Origin of the sequence: Qipengyuania marisflavi, assembly GCF_005884405.1 — a bacterium.
GTDB classification, from domain to species: Bacteria; Pseudomonadota; Alphaproteobacteria; order Sphingomonadales; family Sphingomonadaceae; genus Qipengyuania; species Qipengyuania marisflavi.
The window spans coordinates 68122-90251 of record NZ_VCAO01000005.1; the positions used below are offsets into that span (position 1 = coordinate 68122).

22 protein-coding genes are annotated in these 22130 nt (G+C 58.5%); 9 read left to right on the forward strand and 13 right to left on the reverse strand.

Annotation, left to right across the window (positions count from 1 at the left end; translation table 11 throughout):
• Positions 1 to 46: 46 nt before the first annotated feature.
• From FEV51_RS10395 to FEV51_RS10410, 4 genes are all read left to right on the forward strand, one after another.
• On the forward strand, positions 47 to 2062 hold the full coding sequence (locus FEV51_RS10395) for an alpha/beta hydrolase family protein (RefSeq protein ID WP_138618645.1): 2016 nt from the start codon (positions 47 to 49) through the stop codon (positions 2060 to 2062).
• A gap of 127 nt (positions 2063 to 2189) precedes the next feature.
• Positions 2190 to 3506 carry an amino acid permease gene (locus FEV51_RS10400; RefSeq protein WP_138618647.1) on the forward strand — a complete coding sequence of 439 codons (1317 nt, stop codon included), beginning with the start codon at positions 2190 to 2192 and terminating at the stop codon, positions 3504 to 3506.
• A gap of 16 nt (positions 3507 to 3522) precedes the next feature.
• Complete coding sequence (locus FEV51_RS10405; RefSeq protein ID WP_138618649.1) at positions 3523 to 4704, forward strand: aromatic ring-hydroxylating oxygenase subunit alpha; 1182 nt, start codon at positions 3523 to 3525, stop codon at positions 4702 to 4704.
• Positions 4701 to 6302 carry a phytoene desaturase family protein gene (locus tag FEV51_RS10410; protein WP_138618651.1) on the forward strand — a complete coding sequence of 534 codons (1602 nt, stop codon included), beginning with the start codon at positions 4701 to 4703 and terminating at the stop codon, positions 6300 to 6302. The genes FEV51_RS10405 and FEV51_RS10410 overlap by 4 nt, the downstream gene beginning before the upstream one ends.
• On the opposite strand, the gene FEV51_RS10415 is transcribed toward FEV51_RS10410, so the two are convergent.
• From FEV51_RS10415 to FEV51_RS10425, 3 genes are all read right to left on the reverse strand, one after another.
• On the reverse strand, positions 6303 to 6533 hold the full coding sequence (locus tag FEV51_RS10415) for an amidohydrolase family protein (RefSeq protein WP_342773749.1): 231 nt from the start codon (positions 6531 to 6533) through the stop codon (positions 6303 to 6305). It lies immediately after the preceding gene.
• Between the two features lie 65 nt (positions 6534 to 6598).
• A complete protein-coding gene (locus FEV51_RS10420; RefSeq protein ID WP_138618655.1) occupies positions 6599 to 7360 on the reverse strand; it encodes an anti-sigma factor in 762 nt (253 codons plus the stop codon).
• The gene (locus tag FEV51_RS10425; RefSeq protein ID WP_171033102.1) at positions 7353 to 7952 is read right to left on the reverse strand and encodes an RNA polymerase sigma factor; all 600 of its coding nucleotides are present in this window, start codon (positions 7950 to 7952) and stop codon (positions 7353 to 7355) included. The genes FEV51_RS10420 and FEV51_RS10425 overlap by 8 nt, the downstream gene beginning before the upstream one ends.
• Positions 7953 to 8168: 216 nt before the next feature.
• Here FEV51_RS10425 and FEV51_RS10430 point away from each other — a divergent pair, with 216 nt between their 5' ends.
• The 4 genes from FEV51_RS10430 to FEV51_RS10440 all read left to right on the forward strand — a co-directional run bounded on the left by FEV51_RS10430 (position 8169) and on the right by FEV51_RS10440 (position 12220).
• On the forward strand, positions 8169 to 8828 hold the full coding sequence (locus FEV51_RS10430; RefSeq protein WP_138618658.1) for a DUF4331 family protein: 660 nt from the start codon (positions 8169 to 8171) through the stop codon (positions 8826 to 8828).
• The gene (locus FEV51_RS10435; RefSeq protein ID WP_138618661.1) at positions 8828 to 9532 is read left to right on the forward strand and encodes a DUF4331 family protein; all 705 of its coding nucleotides are present in this window, start codon (positions 8828 to 8830) and stop codon (positions 9530 to 9532) included. Before FEV51_RS10430 ends, FEV51_RS10435 begins: the two co-directional genes overlap by 1 nt.
• Positions 9533 to 9611: 79 nt before the next feature.
• On the forward strand, positions 9612 to 10955 hold the full coding sequence (locus tag FEV51_RS13160) for a tetratricopeptide repeat protein (protein ID WP_171033103.1): 1344 nt from the start codon (positions 9612 to 9614) through the stop codon (positions 10953 to 10955).
• On the forward strand, positions 10952 to 12220 hold the full coding sequence (locus FEV51_RS10440; protein ID WP_171033104.1) for a HupE/UreJ family protein: 1269 nt from the start codon (positions 10952 to 10954) through the stop codon (positions 12218 to 12220). Before FEV51_RS13160 ends, FEV51_RS10440 begins: the two co-directional genes overlap by 4 nt.
• A gap of 559 nt (positions 12221 to 12779) precedes the next feature.
• On the opposite strand, the gene ligD is transcribed toward FEV51_RS10440, so the two are convergent.
• Both ligD and ku read right to left on the reverse strand, forming a co-directional pair.
• Positions 12780 to 15305 carry a DNA ligase D gene (ligD, locus tag FEV51_RS10450; protein WP_138618667.1) on the reverse strand — a complete coding sequence of 842 codons (2526 nt, stop codon included), beginning with the start codon at positions 15303 to 15305 and terminating at the stop codon, positions 12780 to 12782.
• Between the two features lies 1 nt (position 15306).
• Positions 15307 to 16143, reverse strand: a complete 837-nt coding sequence (ku, locus tag FEV51_RS10455; RefSeq protein WP_138618669.1) for a non-homologous end joining protein Ku — start codon at positions 16141 to 16143, stop codon at positions 15307 to 15309.
• Positions 16144 to 16480: 337 nt separating this feature from the next.
• On the opposite strand from ku, the gene FEV51_RS10460 reads away from it, so the two are divergent.
• Positions 16481 to 16978: a DUF892 family protein gene (locus tag FEV51_RS10460; RefSeq protein ID WP_138618671.1), complete on the forward strand. Its 498-nt coding sequence runs from the start codon at positions 16481 to 16483 to the stop codon at positions 16976 to 16978.
• Positions 16979 to 17105: 127 nt separating this feature from the next.
• Here the strand turns inward: FEV51_RS10460 and gntA are convergent, their stop codons facing one another.
• The 8 genes from gntA to FEV51_RS10500 all read right to left on the reverse strand — a co-directional run.
• Positions 17106 to 17825, reverse strand: a complete 720-nt coding sequence (gene gntA, locus FEV51_RS10465; RefSeq protein ID WP_425466619.1) for a guanitoxin biosynthesis heme-dependent pre-guanitoxin N-hydroxylase GntA — start codon at positions 17823 to 17825, stop codon at positions 17106 to 17108.
• Positions 17826 to 17859: 34 nt separating this feature from the next.
• Positions 17860 to 18270, reverse strand: a complete 411-nt coding sequence (locus FEV51_RS10470) for a hypothetical protein (protein WP_138618675.1) — start codon at positions 18268 to 18270, stop codon at positions 17860 to 17862.
• Complete coding sequence (locus FEV51_RS10475; RefSeq protein ID WP_138618677.1) at positions 18267 to 19133, reverse strand: DUF2391 family protein; 867 nt, start codon at positions 19131 to 19133, stop codon at positions 18267 to 18269. The genes FEV51_RS10470 and FEV51_RS10475 overlap by 4 nt, the downstream gene beginning before the upstream one ends.
• Positions 19130 to 19372: a hypothetical protein gene (locus FEV51_RS10480; RefSeq protein WP_138618679.1), complete on the reverse strand. Its 243-nt coding sequence runs from the start codon at positions 19370 to 19372 to the stop codon at positions 19130 to 19132. Before FEV51_RS10480 ends, FEV51_RS10475 begins: the two co-directional genes overlap by 4 nt.
• A gap of 124 nt (positions 19373 to 19496) precedes the next feature.
• Positions 19497 to 20252, reverse strand: a complete 756-nt coding sequence (locus FEV51_RS10485; protein ID WP_138618680.1) for a Crp/Fnr family transcriptional regulator — start codon at positions 20250 to 20252, stop codon at positions 19497 to 19499.
• Positions 20249 to 20755: a DUF1989 domain-containing protein gene (locus FEV51_RS10490; protein ID WP_246034532.1), complete on the reverse strand. Its 507-nt coding sequence runs from the start codon at positions 20753 to 20755 to the stop codon at positions 20249 to 20251. Before FEV51_RS10490 ends, FEV51_RS10485 begins: the two co-directional genes overlap by 4 nt.
• A 245-nt stretch (positions 20756 to 21000) precedes the next feature.
• Complete coding sequence (locus FEV51_RS10495) at positions 21001 to 21792, reverse strand: alpha/beta fold hydrolase (protein WP_138618682.1); 792 nt, start codon at positions 21790 to 21792, stop codon at positions 21001 to 21003.
• A gap of 78 nt (positions 21793 to 21870) precedes the next feature.
• A partial coding sequence (locus FEV51_RS10500) for an IS3 family transposase (RefSeq protein WP_171033105.1) occupies positions 21871 to 22130 on the reverse strand: 260 nt, incomplete at its 5' end.

Genomic DNA, 22130 nt, shown 5'->3' on the forward strand with positions numbered 1-22130 from the left:
ATGTTAGGCAGGACGCTTAGGGAATGACATACTGGGGAGTCGCATAATGCGCTTGAAGAAATATCCATTTTTGATGGCGGTGGCGTGCGCGCTGGCCGCAACCACCAATCCGCTGGCCGCACAAACTGCCGGTACGCCAAGCATACCGGTCGAGGTGTGGGCGCTGCGCGATGTCATCAGCACAGCTGACCTTTCGCCCGACGGCAAGCACCTGCTCATTCTCAAGACCGAGAGCAAGATGGGCGAGAACGTCCTCGAGCTTTACGAGACCGCGAATTTGACCAAACCGATTGCGCGCCTTGCTGCGGATCCGATGGAAATCGTCAGCGCGCGGTTTGTAAGCGACAAATTCATATACGGAACTGCATGGCAAGTGAGCCGCAAGTCGGTCAAGGGGCCTGAGCAGGACGTTCGAAGCTACAAGTCATATTCGTACAATCTGGAAACTGGCAAGTTTTCGAAGACCCAGCCTTCTGCGGACGAGCGCAGCTACGATATTGTTAACGTATTGCCGGGTGAGCCTGACAGTGTTCTGGTGGCCGCAGCTACTTCCAATGATGGCGGCTCCGGGGTGGACCCGTACGCCGCATTTCGTCCGCGTTCCTATTACCGTTACAATTTGAATACCGGCGGACGAGAACTCGTTATTCGCGGCAGTACGCAATATGCCAACATCAGCTTTGATGACGAAGGCAATCCGCGCTTCGCTACAGGATTCGAGGCCGGCACCAAGGAGCAAGTGTATTACTACCGTGCACCCGGCGACAGCACTTGGAAAGAATTTGGTGACCGGTTCGATCTTGACGATCATGCGAACCTGTACCGTGTGCTAGGTGGCTTTCAGGGTCTTGTAGGATTCAAACAGGGTGATCCGAACACAGGCTACGTCATCGACAATCGCGGGGAGGATAAGGCGGCTCTGTGGGAATTCGATTTTACGAGCGGACAATTTGGGCGAAAGCTTTTCTCTGCTCCTGACGCCGATGTCATGGGAATTACCGAAAACTCGATGCGCTGGGCAGGCGACAACACGCTTGCTGCCGCAGTCTATCCGGGTGCAAAAATGGAGCGCCATTGGTTCGACCCGCAGGAAAAGCAGCTGTACGAACTGTTGGAATCTGCCATTCCCAACGCGCACAGCGTAAATATCCGCACGCGCTCGCGTGACGGCAAATCAATGGTCATCAGCAATTCCGGCCCGCATGATCCGGGGTCATTCTGGCTTTTTCTGGACGGCAAACTGGCCAAGATTGGTAGTCGCAACCCCTTGCTCAAGGCTGACGACCTTGCCGATGTCGAGTTTATCAAATATCCGGCGCGCGATGGGCGGATGATCCCGGCCTATGTCACCAAACCCAAAGGCCAGGGGCCATTCCCACTGGTGGTGTTGCCGCACGGCGGGCCCCACGTAAATGAAGTCGTGGGATTTGACGAATGGGGCCAATTGCTGGCCAATGCCGGTTACATGGTCTTGCAACCGCAATACCGGATGTCGGTAGGCTGGGGCCAGGATCATTTCGACAGCGCATACGGTCAGCATGGGCTGGCCATGCAGGACGACAAGGATGACGGCGCTTTGTATCTGGTCAAGCAAGGCCTGGTGGACAAGGACCGGATGGCTATGTTTGGATGGTCATATGGCGGTTACGCCGCCTTGGTGGCGACAACGCGTGACCCGCAGATCTACCAGTGTGCGATTGCCGGCGCCGCTGTGGCCGATCCAGAGAAGGGCTACATCCAGACCCGCAATCCAAATGGTGCCAAGGCGCTGGATGATTGGGGCAAACGCCGAGGAACAATCGGTATCAACCCGATCAATGAAGTGGCCAAGTCGAATATCCCGCTATTGATGGTGCATGGTGATGTTGATCGCCGCGTGCTTTATTACAATTACGAAGATTACGAGAAAGCGATGCAAAAAGCGGGCAAGACCAATGCTCAATTCCTGACTTTAAAAGGGGCAGATCACTTCTCCAACACATTGAATTACGAACATCAGGAAACATTTTACACCAAAATGCTCGACTTCCTGAAAAACGATTGCGGTCCTGGCGGCCTCTAAGCCACTTCGCAGCTTTAATTTTAACATGGGCGCGCTTCGCATAATGCTCGGCATAATGCGTGGCGCGCCCTTTGCTTGTGGTAACACCCGCTTTCTTGCGCTGTGAGGCGATGCTATCTCGGGTCGGATGATTGCTTCAGCCCCAGTTACTCCTGATAATGGCGGGGCCGGGCGCAAGCTCGGCCTCGTCGCTGCTACCGCGCTGGTCATGGGCAATATGATCGGTTCGGGGGTGTTTCTGCTCCCTGCCAGCCTCGCCCCCTTCGGGTGGAACGCAGTGCTGGGCTGGATCGTCACCATTGTCGGCACGCTGATACTGGCCTGGGTGCTCGCCGCGCTGACCCGCGCCCGCCCGCTGGCGCGAGATCCGGCGGGTTTTGTGACCGAGGCGTTTGGCGAGCTGCCCGCCTTCCTTGTGTATTGGATTTACTGGGTTTCCGTGTGGACTGCGGTGGTTTCGATTGCGGTTGCCGCGGTCAGCTATCTGTCGTCTTTCTTCCCAGCCATCGGTGCCACACCCTTCATGCCCGCGCTGTGCTCCATCGCGCTGGTTTGGGCGATGACGCTGCTCAATCTGCGCGGTGTGCGTGCGGCGGGCGATTTCCAGGTGGTAACTGTAGTGCTCAAGATCATGCCGCTGATCGCCGTAATCATTATCGCGGGTGTGGCACTGGGCGATGGCAGTGCCAATATTCGCCCGTTCGCCATACGCGAAATTAACGGGGTCGATTTGCGCGGGGCGGCGGCGCTGACGCTGTTTGCGCTGCTGGGCTTCGAATGCGCAAGTCTCGCCGCCGCACGGGTCGAAAACCCGCAGGTCAATGTCCCACGCGCCACCATGTGGGGCACGGCGCTGACCGGGCTACTCTACTTGCTGGTATGCTCTGCCATCGCGCTGATGCTGCCCGAAGCCGTGGCGAGCAGCTCGTCTGCTCCTTTTGCAACCTTTGTCGAGCAGTACTGGAGCACAGGGGCGGCGGCGTTGATTGCGCTGTTCGCAATTATCTCCTGCGTAGGCGCGTTGAATGGCTGGGTGCTGGTGCAGGGCGAACTGCCACGCAATCTTGCGGCGCGCGGCCTGCTGCCGCGCTGGTTCGGGGGCACCGATTTGCGCGGTACGCCGGTGCGCGCATTGCTGGCCTCCAGCGTCATCGCCACGCTGTGCCTGCTGTTCAACTCCAGCCGCAGCATGCAGGGGATTTACGAATTCGTGCTGCTGCTCTCCACATCAGCGGCGCTGTGGCTGTATCTCGCCTGCGCGCTGGCCGCGTGGAAGATGCGCGTGGTCCGCGTCTTCGCGCTGATTGGCGCAGTCTATGCGCTGTGGACGCTGTGGGGGGCAGGGGTCGAGGCGAGCGGATGGAGTCTGGTACTGATGCTGGCGGGCCTGCCGCTATATTGGTGGGGCAAGCGCGAAGCCGCCACTTCGCAAGAGCCCGCCTGACACGTAGGATAAGACCATGGCCACCATCGCCCACAATTCTCCCGCCACCGACCCGCTTGACGGCTGGAGCCTGCCCGCCTGGACTTATCACGATGCGGAGTTTTTCGCGCTGGAACAGGCGCGCATTTTCCGCCCCAGCTGGCAGGTGGTGTGCCACGAAAGCGATTTGCCCGCCGCCGGTGACTGGCACACGCTGGATTATTGCGGCGAGAGCGTGATCGTGGTGCGCGGGCGCGACGCTGTGCTGCGCGCCTTCACCAATGTTTGCCGCCACCGCGGATCACGGCTGGTCGACGGCGCCAGCGGCTGCGCGCGCAAGCTGGTATGCCCCTATCACGCATGGACTTACGACCTCGACGGCAGGCTGACAGGCGTGCCCGACAGCGCCAGCTATCCCGCGCTGGATAGAGAGCGCTCCGGCCTTGTCCCCGTCGGTATGGAGAGCTGGAACGGTTTCGTCTTCGTGCGACTGGAGGATGACGGCGGCCCCTCCCCCGCGCAGATGATGGCACCCTACGAGGCGATGATCGCGCCCTATCGCTTCAGAGAGCTGGAGGCGCTGGGCCGCGTCACATTGCGTCCGCGCGAAGTGAACTGGAAGAACGTTGGCGACAATTATTCCGACGGCCTGCACATCCCTGTGGCGCATCCCGGCCTGACCCGGCTGTTCGGCAAAAGCTACGGCGTCGAAGCGGAGCAGCACGTTGACCGGATGTGGGGCGATATGATCGATCGCCCATCGGCCAATTGGTCAGAGGCGCTGTATCAGCGATTACTGCCGCCCGTGCCGCATCTGCCCGATCATGCGCAGCGGCACTGGCTGTATTTCAAGCTGTGGCCCAATGTTGCCTTCGACATCTATCCCGATCAGGTCGATTTCATGCAATGGCTGCCCACCGGGCCGACCAGCTGCGTGATCCGCGAAATCAGCTATGTCCTGCCCGGGGCCTATAGTGCCGATCACCGCCGCGAAATGCGCGCCGCACGCTATCTCAACTGGCGGATCAATCGCCAGGTCAACACCGAAGACACCGCGCTGATCGCCCGGGTGCAGCAGGGGATGCAATCCGCCAGTTTCACCACGGGACCGCTCAGCGACAAGGAGGTATGCCTGAAGCAGTTCTGCGCACGGATGCGGCACATCATTCCCCAAGCCCGGATGGAGCGCCAACCCGCTCCGGGATGGAGCCACGCATGACCAAGCATTATGACGCAGTGATCATCGGAGCTGGCCATAACGGGCTGGTCTGCGGCTTCTACCTCGCCAAAGCCGGGCTGAAAGTCCGTATTGTCGAGCGCCGCGATGTCGTGGGCGGCGCAGCGGTGACCGAGGAATTTCACCCCGGCTTTCGAAATTCGGTGGCCAGTTACACCGTCAGCCTGTTGCAGCCCAAGGTCATCGCCGACATGAAGTTGCACGATCACGGATATCGCGTGATTGAACGGCCAATCTCCAACCTCCTGCCGCAGGAAGATGGCGGCTACCTCAAGTTGGGCGGCGGGCTGAAGCGCACGCAGGAAGAATTCCGCAAATTCTCAGCGCATGACGCCGAGGTACTGCCTGCATATTACGATGCGCTGGAGGGCGTTGCCGAGGTGCTGCGCGACCTGGCGCTGAAATCCCCGCCCAATGCAGGCGAAGGGCTGCGCACGCTGGTGGCCGGAGCAACACAAGGCTGGGGCCTGTCGCGGCTCAGCCTTGAGGCCAAGCGAGACGTGCTCGACCTGTTCACCAAATCGGCGCGCAGCTTCCTCGACAGCTGGTTTGAAAGCGAAGCGGTCAAGGCCGCGTTTGGCTTTGACAGCGTGGTCGGCAATTACGCATCGCCCGACACTCTGGGTAGCGCCTATGTCTTGCTCCACCATGTGTTTGGCGAGGTGAACGGCAAGAAGGGCGCATGGGGCCATTCGATCGGCGGCATGGGCACGATCACCCAGATTATGGCCAAGGTGTGCCGTGATCTGGGCGTGGAGATCAGCCTCGAAAGCCCGGTGGATCAGGTGCTGGTCGATGGCGACAGGGCCGCCGGTGTACGGCTTGCCAGCGGCGAGGAAATCGCGGCCGGGAGGGTCATCGCCAATGTCGGGCCAAAGCTGCTCTATGGCAAAATGCTGGACGATGCGCACCAGCCGGAGGATTTCCGCCGCCGGATGCGCGGTTTCAAGGCGGGCGGCGGCACTTTCCGTATGAATGTCGCGCTCAGTGAATTGCCGCGCTTTACCTGCCTGCCTGAACCGGGCGAACATCACCGCTCGGGCATCATTATCGCGCCCACGCTGGATTACATGGACCGCGCCTTCCTCGACGCCAAACAGCACGGTTGGTCAAAGGCACCGATCGTCGAAATGCTGATCCCCAGCACGGTGGACGACAGCCTCGCCCCCGAAGGTCAGCACGTCGCCAGCCTGTTCTGCCAGCAATTCGCGCCCGAACTGCCTGGTGGCCGCAATTGGGACGACGAACAGGACGCCGCCGCCAACACCATCATCCATACGGTCGAGGGATACGCCCCCGGGTTCCAAGCATCGATCCTGGGCCAACAGGTGCTCAGCCCGAAGGGCCTGTATGATAAATTCGGGCTTGTCGGCGGCGATATTATGCATGGCCATATGAGCCTCGACCAGTTGTGGACCGCCCGCCCTGTGCTCGGCCACGGTGCCTATCGCGGCCCGGTGAAGGGCCTGTATATGTGCGGGGCCGGCACTCACCCTGGCGGCGGCGTAACCGGCGCCCCCGGCCACAACTGCGCCCGTGAAGTGATCGCGGATGGTGGCAAGTTCAAACGGTTCGGGTGATTAGCGGAAGACTTCACCGCGCTTAATGAACCGCGCAATATGCTCCATCACGTGGATATCCGCCATCGGTTTGCCCCTTTCCGCGACCAGATCGGCGAACTTTCCGGGGGTGATACTGCCCAATTCGCCCTCGCGGCCAATCACTTTGGCGGCGTCCAGCGTGGCGGCGCGGATGGCCAGTGCCGGAGTCATGCCATTCGCCACACTGCACAACGCGAGTCTTGGCGACAAGCGGCCATTGGCGTTTGCGTGGATCCGATCGCGTAAACTAGCCGCTACCGAAGAAGCATGTTCGGCTAGATGGTATTCGCCGGAACTTCTTGCAGCACCGCGGCTCCCAGTATGTCACCGGTCGGAGCGTCGTGGGGTGCGCCGTCACGCGGTTCTATAGTCACCGCCATTGTCGCCCCGTCCTGAAGGTAAGATCGCAACTCATACGACATTGTTACGGTCAGACGTTCGCTATCCATAAGCCCGAGTGACCGAGGGATCCCGTCCTCAGGTATGATCCAGAGTTCGGGGCCATGTTCGGGTTGCTGAAGATCGGAGAGCCGCAGAGAAAGCGTACCAGATTCAGGGCGGTACAAGGCACTGAGGAGCGTTGCGCCTGCCTCATCCTTGATCTGGGCAACATTGACTCGCTGCCCTGGTTGTTCGGAGGCAGTACGCACTGGTCCAGTCTGCTCCTGCACCGGGCTGGTCACCGCCAGACCTAGTCCGACAGCCAGCAATACCGACGCTGCGGTCGCGGTTATGGCCCAGCTCCGCCAAATCTTGTTAGATCCTTGATCGTTGGAAATGGACGAGACTTCGGTGTTCGCGCCGCGACTTTCCAGCTGGTGCTCGATTGCCGCGAGTGCGCTGGCCGGTGCATCAACGGACTCGACATCCTCAAGCCAGCGATCTGATTGCTCCTGCCAATCTCTTACGCGGTTCGCGAAGTGCGGATCCTCAAGCTGGCGCCGCATAGCCTCGGCGCGCTCCATCCCTTCAAGCAGGCCAAGAGCCAAGCCGGCAGCCATGATCTCGAGGTCGTCGTGGGTCGAACGATCAGTCATCGGCCAGCTTCCGACGAATCCTGATCACGGTACGGCGCACCCGGCTCTTGAATGTAGCAACAGGTAAACCGAGCCGCTGTGCGGCTTCCGGGTAAGTCAGGCCTAAAAGGAAAATCGACTTCAATTCTTGTTCGCTTTCAGCGTCGAGATCGCTGACCGCTGTCCAAACCTGGTCTTCGCGGTTCATAGCTATGATACGGTCGTCGGCGGCCGCCGCTTCACTTTCCTGCAAATTTAAGTGGTCGTCGCTGACATGGTGATGCCTCGCACGAGCCCTGTACCAGTCGATGGCAGCATTTCGCGCGATTGCGCACATCCAGGCCAGCGGCCTGTTACGTTCGGGATCATAACCTTTGGCACGGTCCCATATCTTCAGATAGGATTCCTGCAGTACGTCTTCGGCTGCGGCGTGGTCCCGCGTCACTGCGAGGCAGATTGCGAACAGCTTGCTGGAGGTTCTCGCGTACAAGCGCTGGAAAGCCTCCCTGTCCAGATCACCCACCAAGCCGATATCAAGCGAAAGCATCTCGTTCTCGGAGAGCCCTTGAACGGTTTGACTTACCTGGTCTTGAGGAGACTGCGGGTTTTGCACACACACATGCATAAGGGTTTTTTCCGCAGAAAACAGACGAATCTGACACTACCCTTCCCGCCTCTATCACAGAGTGGCCGATTTTTTTTGGCCACGGGTGCATCGATAGCCCGCAAGCACTCGTCAATATTACGTCGGTGCTTTCTCAGGAAGGCATCCGAGGGGCCGTCACAAGGCCCTGCTGAGGAACCTTCGGGTTGAATTGGGGAGATCGCAATGAAATATTCGAAAGCCATACCTTTCGCGCTGGGAGGGCTGTCGCTTGCGACTGCAGCTGCCCTGTTCGCGCCCGGGGTGGGAATTATCGCCGCCGACCATCTCGATCCGCCCGCACGGACCGATCCCGCCGTGGATAGCACGCCCGACCGCGCTGCTGACATAGCAGATGTTTATGCCTGGCATACCGATACGTCGGTTGTTGTCGCGATGACCTTCGCTGGCCCGCAGGCAACCAACCAGCCGGCGACCTACGACCCGGACGTCCTTTATTCGATCAACGTATCGAACAGCAGCCCTCGCACCACCACCGACATTCCGATCCGGTTTCGATTCGGGACGGGAGCGATGGGCCAGTTCGGCGTAAGCGTAACCGGTCTTCCAGGCGTCAGCGGGGCAATCAGGGGCTCGGTCGAAACCGAATTGGAAAAGGACGGCGTCAGGGTCTGGGCCGGTCTTTTCGATGACCCGTTCTTTTTCGATCTCCAAGGATTCAGAGACACACGCAGCACAGGCACTTTGAGTTTCGATTCAGAGCGAGATTTCTTCGCCGGGCAGAACCTAACCGCCGTCGTAATCGAGATACCCAAGGACCGGATCGATACTGGCGCGCCAGTGGACGTCTGGGGAGCAACCGCGCGATTTGGAGGGCAGCTCTGATGAAGACCAATAACCACCTTTCACTCCGCCGGCTCGCAATGGCGACCTCGATGATTGCAAGCCTCGGCATGCTATCCGCCTGTTTCGACGGCGATGACGATGACGATCCAATCGCCATGCCGACTCCGACACCGCCCCCGACAGAGACGACATTTAATGTCGAGCCCTGCCTCAATCAGATGATTCCAGGAACCGGCGTAACTGTTGCGCAGGCCGTTATTCCCGACACGCTGACACTGGACCTTTCGGCAGCTTCCGGTTTCCCGAACGGTCGGAAGCTCCCGGATCCTGTAATCGACGTTACTCTAGCGGTCATTTTCCTCGACCTTTCGGTCAACGGTCCCGGGACGCTGGCGGGTCTCCCGCTCAACCCTCCCGCGAACGACGTCGCGTTCAGGGACACATTCCCCTATCTGGCGGGCCCGCAAGGCTCGCCGCCGGTCGCCGATAACAGCGGCACCATGTTTACCTTCAGAAGTGATCCGGTATCGAGCTACGTGAGGGTCGACCGTATGGGAATGCCGGCGGTCTCGACTGCATTGATACCGTCAGACCGGAAAAACGCCTATAACGACGCTGGCCCGATGGCCGACGCAAATGGCGCTTTCGTGCCCGATCTGGCAGCTACGCTGACGGGATTGACCAATGCGCTTGCGGACGATCTGACCGGAGCCGGGCTGACCCCTTGCGCGGTTCCGGAGTAGTTCGGACAGTGGCGGACGGGCATCGCTCGTCCGCCATATAATCTGCAGCCACCATGGGAGCTAAAGGCGAGGATTGTGCATGCGTGATGCTTTGAAGAACTCTCGCTATGTGATCTTGCCGATTGCCGCGGTCGCGCTGCTTACTGGCGCCGAATGGCTGGCCAGTGATACGGCAGAAGCGCCGGTCAGTGCTGCCGATTGGGAAAGGCCCGGCTTTGGAGCGGCTTCGTATTCCGCGGCGATGGCCCGATCGGATTCCGACGTCTCTCTTGGAAAGGAGCGGGTTTCAAAAGGGCCTGATGAATGGCTTCGGCACGATAGCCTTGCCCGAATGTATCTTGCCCGTTCGCATCTCAGCTATACTTACGACGAGCTTGCTCTTGCGGGTGAAGTACTGACGGAGGCCAAGCGTCTCGCACCCGTCGGTTCCGGTCCCTTGCTGACCGATGCGGCATTCGCCCAGATGGCTCATCAACTTGACCGAACCCAAAACTCTCTCTCGGCACTCGATGGGGCGGCAGTCAGAAGCGATCGCACCATCCTTGCGGAAAGTTCAAGCCTGAAGGGCGACATAGCCTTTTATCGCGGAGACATGGCCCGTGCTCGCGCATTATATGATGATGCTGCGAAGTATGGCTCGAACGCGGGTGTCGCGTATCGTTATGCGATACTGGCCAAATCGCAGGGCAGGTTCGACGCCGCAGCAAGACATTTCTCAGATGCCGTCTCCGATCAGGGCACTGCCACTCCCCTCGCAAGTGCGAGTGCGGCGATGCAAATTGGCGGGGTGGAACTCGCAAGAGGCGATTACCGGAACGCGAGGGCGTGGTTCGAGACGGCGAACCGGCAGTTCCCCGGGTTCTGGCTGATCGAGGCCCACCTGGCGCAGGCAAAGGCACTCGAAGGCGATCTGGCCGGTGCCATTACAGATATGAAAGCCGTGGCGCGCCGCGCGCCTGCGGGCGAAGTTCTGGATGCCCTCGCGATGCTGCTTCGTACCGATGGGCAGGCGCGTGAGAGCCGGCTCTGGGCGGACAAGGCCTCAGCGATCTGGGAAAAACGTCTTGGGCAACTACCTGAAGCTGCCTATGGGCACGCGGTAGAGCATGAGCTCGTTTTCGGTTCTCCCGACAAGGCTCTCGACCTCGCGAAACGCAATTTCGATGCCCGGCCCTATGGCGAATCCCGTATTCTTCTGGCCTCTGCATACCTGTCGAAAGGAGCTTTCGAAGATGCAGTCGAAGAGCTGAAGGTTGCGGAAAGGTCAGGATGGCGAAGCGCTCCATTGTATGCGCTACTTGCGCAAGCCAACCAATTGTCTGGCCGGCCGAACGAGGCGGCAAAGGCGCGCAAGGCAGCCGAGCAACTGAACTCAAGGATCTTCGAACCGCAGACGTCGCTAGTCTGGCTGTCGCACGGATGAGTGATCGCCTCCTCTTCTGGCTGAAGCCCTTGCTGGTCGTCTTGATGACCATGGTCGCTGCCCCTCTGTCTGCGCACTCCACTCCCAATTCCGAAGTTCGGTTGAAGATCTCAGAAGAATGGGTGGTCGCCGACATCATAGTACCGCAAGGCGAGTATGCTTTCGGGACCGGCAATCCAGTCGACGGAAGCCCCCGGTCAACTCGTCTGGCCCGCGAATATCTGGCCGATCATATCGACGTCGCAACCCCCGGCGGAAAGCCCTGGACCGTTTCCATGGGGACAGTCGAATTTGTCCAGACCGTCGGTCCGCCCTACCTCCATGCTATCGCGTATCTGGTGCCTCCAGCGGGCGCTGACGTAACCGAACTGTCGATTGATTGGCAGGTTCTGAACGACGAGTTGCCCGGACATTTTGCCCTCTTCCTCCATGATGCAGGGGCCGCAGGCAGCAATGTCATTATCGGTGCCGTGCGGAAAGACACGCCCCCGTTGGAGATTAACAACGCCGAACAGGGTGCCCTGGCTCCCCTCATTGCCGCGATGGCCCTTGGCGCGCATCACATCATGGAAGGATATGATCACCTGCTGTTTCTACTCGTGCTCCTGCTGCCGGCGCCGCTTCTCGCTCGGGCCGGCGCATGGGGCGGACATCGATCAACCTGTGGAACCGTGGTCAAACTGGCGCAGATCGTCACCGCATTCACCGTCGGACATAGCCTCACCTTGATCGCTGCTACTCTTGGAAACTGGTCGCTGCCGACGGCACCGGTCGAAGTTGCCATCGCCCTATCGGTCTTAATTTCGGCCATGCATGCGGCTCGTCCGATCCTACCTGGGAAGGAGCCGATAATTGCGCTTGTATTCGGCCTCGTCCACGGCCTGGCGTTCGCCACTCTGGTAAAAGAAGCGCAAGCGGGAATGGCCAGCAGCGCGCTCACACTTCTTGGCTTCAATCTTGGCATAGAACTGGTTCAGCTCGCAATTGTCGCTGCGGTAGTTCCATCGCTGCTCATCCTGTCGCGCTACCGGTTATACGCTGCCTTTCGGCAGGCACTTGCCTATCTCGGCATTGCGGCGGCGGCAGCATGGATCGTAAATCGCACGACCGGCCTCGCCGGGGGCGTTGTTGCAACAATGGAAGCTGCAATGGGCCATGCGGCGTGGCTGGTAGTCGCTGCGGCGTTGCTTGCGCTGGTTCTGGTTGTCCCGAGGCACTTTGCCGGAAAGCGCAATTCCATTCCCTTGCAGGGCGCTTCAGCATGATACACTATCAAAATCTGGCTCCGGTCACAGCGACCAGCCTCTGCCCCAACTGTGGTTGTAATTTACGTCAGTTCGACGACTTCACATATGGCAATATTTCGATCTATCGGCCAGGAGAGCTTCACTTCGAGGGTCGCGAGCTGCGCTTGCCGAAAAGCCAATATCTGATCGTGAAGGCTCTCGTTCAAGCAAGAGGAAGGGGACTAACGCGATCGTTTCTGGCAACTGCCTTGGGAGGTGATATTTTCGATCAGTCGATCTCAAAATACATCGAGCGGGTCCGCGCAAGCTTTTGCAACGTTAAATCCGATTTCGATCAGATCAGCTCGATGCGAGGTTTCAGCGCGTACCGATGGGACTATCAGCCTCCATGCCAGCTACATGCCTGACAAGCCTCCACTCTCCTCCGCAATTCTCCTTGCTGATGGCTAAGTTGTATCGTCCGTTTGGCGACCCCTTCCAGCCGTTGCGGTTGCGTGTGCGGCCTACTGAAAGCGGACGTCCATCTACCTCAAATCCTGGACTCCATCCCCTGCAAATTGAAGCGCTGTCGCGGCGATCAGATATCCGGTAGTCGCTGTTCCGCAAATCCCCAGCCAACCAATGCCTTGCTCCGTGCACGATCGATGAGCCGCTTGGCATCGTCGATACTAAAGGGCTTGGCATCTTTCATATCCTCCAGCTCATTCCAACTGAGCGGAATGGCAACTGGCGCGCCGCTCCGTGCTCGCGCCGAATAGGGCAGCACGGCCGTGCTACCGCGCTGGTTACGTAGCCAGTCTATGAAAATCTTCCCCTTGCGCTTTGCCTTGCTCATCGTCGCGGTAAAGCGCTCGGGTTCGGCAAGGCTCAGGGCCTCGGCGAACCGCCGCGAAAAGTCTTGGTGCTCGTCCCAGGAGTGACCCGTTTGCAGCGGCACAATGACATGAACGCCTTTGCCGCCCGACAGCATTGCGAAGCTGACCAATCCGATATCCGATAGCCGCGCCCTGATATCGCGTGCCGCCTCTTTGACGTCGCTGAAATCGAGCCCTTCGTCGGGGTCGAGATCGAACACCATGCGGTCGGGCGCCTCGACATTGTCGCTGCGCGACCCCCAGCCATGAAACTCGATGGTGCCCATCTGAACACATTCGAGGATTCCCCGCACGTCTTCGATATAGAGGTATTCTTCAGTACCGCCGTCCTTCTCGCGGATCGGGACATGGTGAACCCCCTCCCCGAACGCGCCGCTATCGTGCTTCTGAAAAAAGCACTTCTTCGCGCGGCCTTGCGGGCAGCGCACGAGGCTGACGGGGCGACGTCCGGCGAATGGCAGCATGAACGGAGCGAAAGCCGCATAATAATTGGCGAGGTCGCCCTTGGTTTGCCCGCTATCGGGAAAGATCACCCGGTCACGGCTGGAAATTTTCACCTGGTCTTTTGCTCGCGGAATGGGGGCCAGTTTTTCCGGTTTGACCGACCCGGCATCTTTGTCGCTCCGGAGACCGAGATAGCTTCCGTGGCGCACATTGCCCTCGGCGGTGAACTCGGCAAAGGCGATCTCGGCAACCAGTTTGGGCGTGACCCAGGTGATATCGCGCGCACTGGGTTTATCGATTTCTAGCGGGGCGCTCTTGCGCTCGAGCCGTTTCATCTTCGCGGCAAGATCGTCGAGCGCGTCGGCAGTGAACCCGGTGCCAACATTGCCCTTGTAGACCAAATCGCCTCCTTCATATTGCGCGAGCAGCAGCGAGGCAAATGGCCGACCCCTCGCTTTGCTTGCTTTCCAGCCAGCGATGACGAATTCTTGCCGCCGTGTGCATTTAACCTTCACCCACGCTTTGCTGCGCGCATGGCGGTAAGGCGCATCGATTTTCTTGGCGATTATCCCTTCCTGTCCGGCGCGGCACATCGCGGCATAGAGTTTCTCGCCTGAACCGATCACGTGATCGGCAACGTGTATCGGCGGCTCTGCAGTGGCCAGCAGCGCCTCGAGCCGCTCCTTGCGTTCGATAGTCGGCAATTTGCCGATATCGTCCCCGTCGAGCGAGAGCAGATCGAAGGCATGAAAGGAAAGCGCGTCGCCGCGCGTTTGACTTCCATGCCCGCGCATCAGCACCTTTTGCAGGGTCGAAAAATCGGGATTGCCCTTCGCATCGGTGGCGACGATCTCACCGTCAATCAGGCTCGCCGGAAGTTCGAGGGCGGCGATCGCCTCGACAAGCGGTCCGAATTTGTCGGTCCAATCTTTGCCGCTGCGGGTATGGACACGGACCTTGTCCCCCTTGGCCGCGATCAGCGCGCGGTACCCGTCGAACTTTATCTCGTGCATCCAGCCATTGCCGGTTGGAACGGCGTCGACCAGCGTGGCGAGTTGGGGCTTGACGAATTTGGGGAGTGGCGCGGCTTTGCACTTGCGCCGAGGATGCGCCTTGTAGGTATTGCGCTGCGATGCATTTTCCGTCTGCGCCAGAAAGGCATCGTCCTTTTTCCCGGCAAGCGGATATTCGCCCTGCTTGTCAGCCGCGATTTCGGCCATCGAGCGGCCAGTGAGCACGCTGGTCAATTCGCGCTCGACCAGCGCGTCGCCCTCTTCCGCGTGGTCGTCCTGCAATTTGCGCAGCAGCCAGTTCTCGCGCTTATCTCCCGGCTTTTTTTTGAGCCGGATCAGCAGCCACTCGCCCTGCATGCGCTCGCCTTGAAGGCAGAAATGGAGGTGGCCTTTTTCGAGATCCTTCGCGCTCTTGCCTTCGATTGGCGCCCAGCTGCCGCGGTCCCACAGCATCACGGTACCGCCGCCATATTCGCCTTTCGGTATAGTGCCCTCGAACTCCGCATAGGACATCGGGTGGTCCTCGGTGCGCACCGCGAGCCGCTTGGTGTCGGGATTGGGCGAGGGCCCCTTGGTCACCGCCCAGCTTTTTAGAACTCCGTCCACTTCCAGCCGCAGGTCCCAATGCAGCCGCGTCGCATCGTGTTTCTGGACGATGAAGAGATTTCCGCTCGCGCTGCCTTGTGCCTTGCCAGCAGGTTCGAGCGTCTTCTTGAAATCGCGCTTGGCGTTGTAGGTAGCGAGCGGATCGGCTTTGCGCTGCGCAGCCATATCAGGCGGACTTCTTACGTTTGGAGGCGGGCTTCGCCGAGCCCTTTCGCTCTCCTACCGACTTCTTCAGCGCGGCCATCAGGTCGATCACGTTGCCGCCCGCAGCACCCTCCGGCGCATCGACATCCTCGATAATCGCCTTCTTGCTGTTTGATTTGGCCTTCTTGTCGATCAGCTTGCGCAGGGCATCGATATAGCGATCCTTGAACTCGCCCGCATCGAACGGCGCGCTCTTCTCATCGATCAGAGTGGTGGCTAGATCGAGCAGTTCCTTCTTCGGCTTGGCCTCGTCGATACCCGAAAAAAAGGACTGCCCCTTGTGGACCTCGTCGGCATAGCGCAGCGTCTCGAGCAACAGGCCCTTGCCGCATGGCTTGATCGCAACGAGCTTCTCGCTTCCGCGGACCGATAGCTGGCCGAGCGCAACCTTCTTCGCCTTCCGCAGCGCCTCGCGCAATACGACGAAGGCCTCCTCCGCCAGATCATCCTTTGGAGCGACGTAATAGGGCTTCTCGAAATAAAGCGGATCAATTTCGCAAGCATCGACGAACTGAACCAGTTCGAGCGTCTTTCGGCTCTCGATCTTGACCGCCTCGATCTCCTCGTCCTCCAGCAGGACATACTCGCCCTTGGAAATTTCGTAGCCCTTGATGATATCGTCACGGTCAATCGGTCCGATGCCGGACACGGTCTTCTCGTAGCTTACCCTTTTGCCGGTCGGCTCGTGAATCTGGTTGAACCTGATCTTTGAACCCGATTTGCTCGCGGAATAAATTTCGACGGGAATTGAAACGAGCGCTAGTCTGATTTGTCCCTGCCAATATGTCCGTGCCGCCATGCCTTGCCTCCATTCAGAGGACTCAGCGATTTACTTTCGGTTTGGTTTCAGGAGCGGGAACCCGATAATCGAATCCGTGTCATCCTCAGCCGTGCATCGGCCTCACGCCGACGGTCCGCTACCGCCCCAGGTTTCTCCGGCAAGCAAAGCACTCCATAATTTCGATCATTCACATCAGGCGACGTAGTCTTTGATGCCGCAGTTTAATCAAGCAACTCGGATCGAGGCGCCAATCAGCTGCGCAGCCCTGACTACCTGACATTTATCATAACGAAAGTAGCTGCCTGGCTGGAACGCGTCTCGTCGCTTGGGGATTGAACACGCGAAGGAGAGTTTTATGTCTGCACCCTCAAACCTCACAGATTGTTACACCCACGAGCTCAAGGATCTGATTTCAGCCAATGACCAGATGAGCACTGTCGTCGAAAAGCTTCACGAAGCTGCAACGAATGATGCGCTGAAGTCCCATCTCAAGAAGACGATCGAAGGGATCGAAAAGCACACCGATACGATCAAGCAATTGCTTGAGGATTGCGGCGAAAGCGGCAAGGAACACTGCAAGGGCATGGAAGGCCTGTGCAAGGAAGCCAGGAAGCACGCAATTGAAGAAGCGCCGCATCTCAACGCAGTGCAGGATGTCGTCATTTTATCGCAATATCAGCGGCTTTGCCACTACGGGATTTGCGGGTTTGGCACCGCGCGGGCATTCGCAGATGGATTGGGCAAAGCGGATCATTCCAGCAAACTGGAAAAAATCACGGCTGATATTTACAATTCCGACGAGGAGATGACCAAGGTTGCCGAAACCTGCGTCAACGAGGCTGCACGCGCTTAAGACAGCGCTTTCCTTTTACGGAAATCGCTTCGTCTGCCCCAATTAACATGCCCGCATCGTAGACAAACGGTGCGGGCAGATTTTTCCGAGTTATTGGCGTCCCCGATGTTTCATCGCTGCATCGTGCTTATTCGGAATCCTTATCGCGCCCTGGCCACGGGCATTCCCAATCCGGACCGACAACACGGCCGGAATATTGCACGGCCTCTGAGCGTTCTCCATGACGCGCCAGCATCGGATTGATCGACCCAGCCAAATCCTTGTCCCGTTCCAGAATTGCAACGCGCAGTTTTTCATATTTGCCTTCCGCTCGCATTTTGTGGAACTGATCATGCAAATTGAACACCAGCGTGGTCACACGAAAGCGCCGCGCAGGCCGCGATGCCTGATGATGCATGCCAACAACGAAGAATGACATTCCGCCAAAACTGAGCGAGAAATTCGGTGACGCAGGATCGGCGCTGACCGTGGAATCGTATTCTTGGCCAAGCCACTCGTCCTTCGCCTGCAGCGACTGGATTCGGTCCCACAATGCTTGTTCGAAAGCTTCCTCGTCCAATGTGGGGGTGTTGGGAAAGAACGCAACAAAGGTCTGAAACATCGACCGGTTCTGGCGGTAGGCCGCAGCGAATTCGATTAATTCGTCAGCAAGCGGGAGATCATCCCAGGCCGACGTCAATGAGTTGCCGACATAGGCCGTCATCTGGTTACGACCCAGCGCGGATTTCGCGCCAACGCACGGAAATGCTGAAGTGCGGATAAAGTCCCGAAATTCCACTGCGAGGTCGATCCCCGCCTGCTCGCCGAACAGATCGGATGTCGCCTCGCGCCCCAGTCTCGGGGACAGGACGACTTTGCGAGCGCCTTCCGGCGCGTCTTTATCAAGGCGCTTCATAACTGATAATCTTGTGCTGGAAATGCGACACGCGGGTGTCCGACCCGATGACGTAAGAGACCGTCTCTTGTTGGCCGATCATCGGAATGGAAATTTCTACAGCCTTGCCATCGACCAGTACCTCAAGCTTCACAACGCCGGCCGTTTTCGAGCCGGTGTTTGTGATCTCGATGGGGGTCAGAAAACGATTATCGACTTCGCGGGCATCGCTTATCTGCGTGACCACCTCGAAGGCCACTTCGCGATCTGGCGCTGCGATTTGATAAAGGATCGCCCCGACAAGTGACGCGATCAGACCGAGGCTGAAAACTCGCGCTGCCCAGCCGACTAACGTGGGCGGATGGGTTACAACGTCATCGCCATTGTCCGGCTGCGAAGTCTTGTTTTGTTCAGTCACAGGACCAGTCTCCCCGCAGCCCCGCCGAGGGCCGTAACATAAGCAAGAGCGATAGCGTGCGGAAGCCAGACGACCATTGGGTCCAACGGCGTTGAAAAACCGAATATCCAAAGCAGGACCGCGCTGACGAGAAAGGCAATTGCGTATGCTACCGCCGTTTCCAACCAGGCGCTGTTGATGACCTTTCGATCAGCAAGATCCTGCTCTTCAAACGCTGCAAGCCCAACCGTCAGGTATGAAACCAGAATTGACAGGACAAGGGTCGCACCGGTCAAATACCAGTTTTGCTGAAGGACAACGAGCTTTGGCTCCATCGTCGGAGCAATATTCATAGCAAAGAGGAAGCCGCCAAGCAGCGAGCCGACGACGACCTTCATATCTAGGCTCAAACCCGTGGCCTGCTGGCTTGCCCCGTCACTGGCTCCCAGCTGATTGATGGCGACTGCTGCACCCATGCTCATCGGGATCGCTTCCAGCGCGACAAGCTTCACTGCGAGATAGAAATCGATGTCCGGTTTGAGCGAACCAATGACGACGAGCGTGATCGCGCTCCCGACAATCCCGATGCCAAGGGTGATCAGCGCATCCCACCATTTTGCGGACTGCCATGCCGTTTTTCTGAAGCCTGCGAAATCGAGATAGAATTTATTCAGCACCACTGTGATTGCCAAGAAGGCTAGCAAAACCAAATCCGGCATTGCTCTGGCAGCAACCCACATCTCTAACGTAAACAGCAGCGGCAAGGACACGAATAACGCGCCCGCCATACCCCGTGCCAAATCGCGCAGCTCAACCACTCCGGCAGAGCCATTCTGGCCATCATCGTCGATCTGGGCGTTAAATCCCGTAACTGCCAGTTTCATGAATCGTCCCCTTGAGGCTCGACCTCGGTTTCGATACGGTCACGCTTGACCCGGCCGGTCGTCCAGTTTGCCTGCATTCTCACTTTCGGATTGGGGGCGCACCAGATTTCGCCACTGTCGTCGAGCGCTGTCACCCAGATAAGGTTATGCTCTGGCCCGTAATCGATCATTGCGAAGGCCAGGCCAGCACCTTTGTCGATAACATGGACCGGCAGCGGGACAGTGAGTTGAGTAAACAATTGCGCCCCTTTTGTACTGATCGCCGCGAGGGTGCACGAAACGATAAATGGTTATGAATTTGCTAAGTTTGTTCCCGTTATATCCCCACACCGAAACCGTCTCGAAAATTCGTTATGACTTTTGTCAGGCGGGCTTATCGGCAAAAGCAGTGTTGAGATGCAGTGCTCCCTCGCCATAGAGGTAATCGGGCTTGAATTCGCCCAGTTCGCGAAGAGACTGCTCATCGATGATAGTCATTTCCCGAGTATTTTCGTCGTGATCGAGCAACCCACGTTCGCGCAATAAGCGGAAAGTCCGATTGGCGTGCGTTGTGGTGATGCCGGATGCCTCTGCAAAATCCTGCTGTGTCAGCGGGAAGGGAAAGCTGCTCTCTTCCAGACGTCCAACCAATCGAAGGCGTTCCAGCAGCTCACAGATCAAATGGGCAATACGTCCCTCGGCATTCAAACGGCCCAGACGAAAGATCCATTCACGGTGCATCGCTGCATCGAGCAGGGTGCTGAACCACATGATGCGAGCTAGGTGCGGCCGGTCATCAATCAGTTTCTGCAATCGCTCATGTCTGAATACAGCGAGCCGAGACGCGGCGAGCGCATGAACATCGTGATCAAGCCGCTTCATCGGAAAGGAATGAAGATCAACCCAGTCGCCGGGCACCTGAAGCCCGACAATCTGCCGAAACCCGCGTGCATCATCGATGCAGCGCATCATTGATCCGTCGATAATGTAATAACTCTGCTCTACTTTTTCGCCGCGCGTTACGAGCTTTTCACGCGGTTCGAGTGTGATGACATGGTCGATAGCATCGTCAATGGCCTCGGCCTCTTCCTGCGAGAGTCCATGCCGCAGGCGCCCCTTAAGATAAAGTTCGGTGATCACGCGATGGGCTCTCCGATAATTTCGTAACGGTTCGGCTTGAAGTCACCTTTGTTGGACAGCGGCGCGGAGCAGGCGGTCAGCGCAACCACCAAATCCATCCCAGCCTTGAAGGAGGTGAAATCCCCCGCCTTTGAAAGTGGCGGCTCGACGCCCAACTTCCCGGTTTCGCCATCGACCGGGACATTCATGAACACGCTGAATGATGCCGGAATCTGGTCAGGCTTGACCCCACCCTCATCGAGCGCCGTCGCAAGATTACCAAAGCAGCCGCGATGCGGGTCTTCATGCCCATATGGGCTGCGAAACCTCTCGGCGCTGCATGGCGTCAGAAGGAAATCATGCTTGCCCACTCGGGCCTCTTCAACCGTTAACATCACGTCCGAACGGTTGGCACACAGCCTGTCGCCGGTCGAAGAATAGATGTTCGAAGCAAAATCGATCGTGCGACGATTGGACAAAGATTCACTCAAATCAGTGCGGTCGAAACACAATAGATCGCTCATCTTCTCTCCCTCGGAGTTAAGCGCTTTCAGTTTTTGCCCCCTTGCAGAGGGCGAAAGCAGCCCCGGTCCGGGGTGAAACAATATGCGTCTTTTCCATGCCAGTTTAAAGCAAGAGCTGCCGTGATGTTCCGCTTTGTGCAGCGTTACCATCACAACCAGACAGTCCGCAATCGGCCCAACAAAGGACCTTACAATGGGGCCAGCCCTGCATAGGCCCTCGTTTTGCTAATCGCCCAATTGCAGTGTTATTTCGATTCCGAGATATTCGTTGCATCCAGAATCACGCGAACGGTCTCCTCTGGCTGATCCCACATCGGGAAGTGTCCGCTATGCTCGAACCAGTGCATCGTCGCTTCCGGGAAGGCTTTGATCGCGCGATCCGCCTGCTGCGGTAGACACAACCGATCCTTGCGTCCCCAACCGATGACAACGGGCGCAGCCGTTTCCGCAGGGCCCTCCTGCATTGCGCCGTTGGCGAGATCCTTCACTAGCGAATTGACGGTGCGCGTATTAGCCAATGACTTCAGTTCACGCGCAACGAATGCCGGGTCGAGCGCCCACGGCCTTGCAGAGAGCTGGGCCATGAGCGCGGTCCGGCCTGCGACATTTCCGGTAATGGCAGAAAGCGCCGGTCGCAGCGCGCGAACCAGAGCAACCGAAGGCGTTATGGTGGCTTTGAAGAAGGTCCGCTCCCATCCCTGCCAGAAGCCGCCCGGATCCAGTGCGACAACCGCGCCCGCTTGGCCGCGCCGCGCCATCTCGAGCACCAGGCGCGCACCCAGCGAGCTGCCAACCATATCGATACCTGCGAAATTCTCCGCGCCGAGCCAAGCGTCCAGACTGCGCGCCAGCCCGTCGAACGTGCCGCTGTCGGGCTCTTCGGGTGTCTGCCCGTGGCCGGGCAGGTCAACGGCGATTACCTCCCTGGATTGAGAAAGCGCAGGCGAGATCGTGTCCCACGAGCCGCAAGTCGCCCCCAGTCCGTGGACAAGGAGGAGGGGTTTTCCGCGCCCCGTGCGCGTGTAATGCATGGTCATGTGATAGTAACGTCTCACACCGACTTATGGGCCCAAGGATGTGGACTTGTAACGGTTTTGTGCCGGTCACTGATCTCATTATGCCACTTTGGCTTCGAATGCGAGCGGGCTGATGCCGCCCAGATATGAATGGCGGCGGCGGGTATTGTAGAACCCGTTGATGTACTGGAAGATGGCGGCCTCGGCTTGTCGCCGTGTTGGCCAGCTCTGCCGCCAGATTAGTTCCGCCTTCAGGCTTTTGAAGAATGTCTCGACAGAGGCGTTATCATAGCAATTACCCTTGCCGCTCATCGATGGCCGCAGGCCGTAAGCCTGCAGCATCTTTTGATAATCGTAGG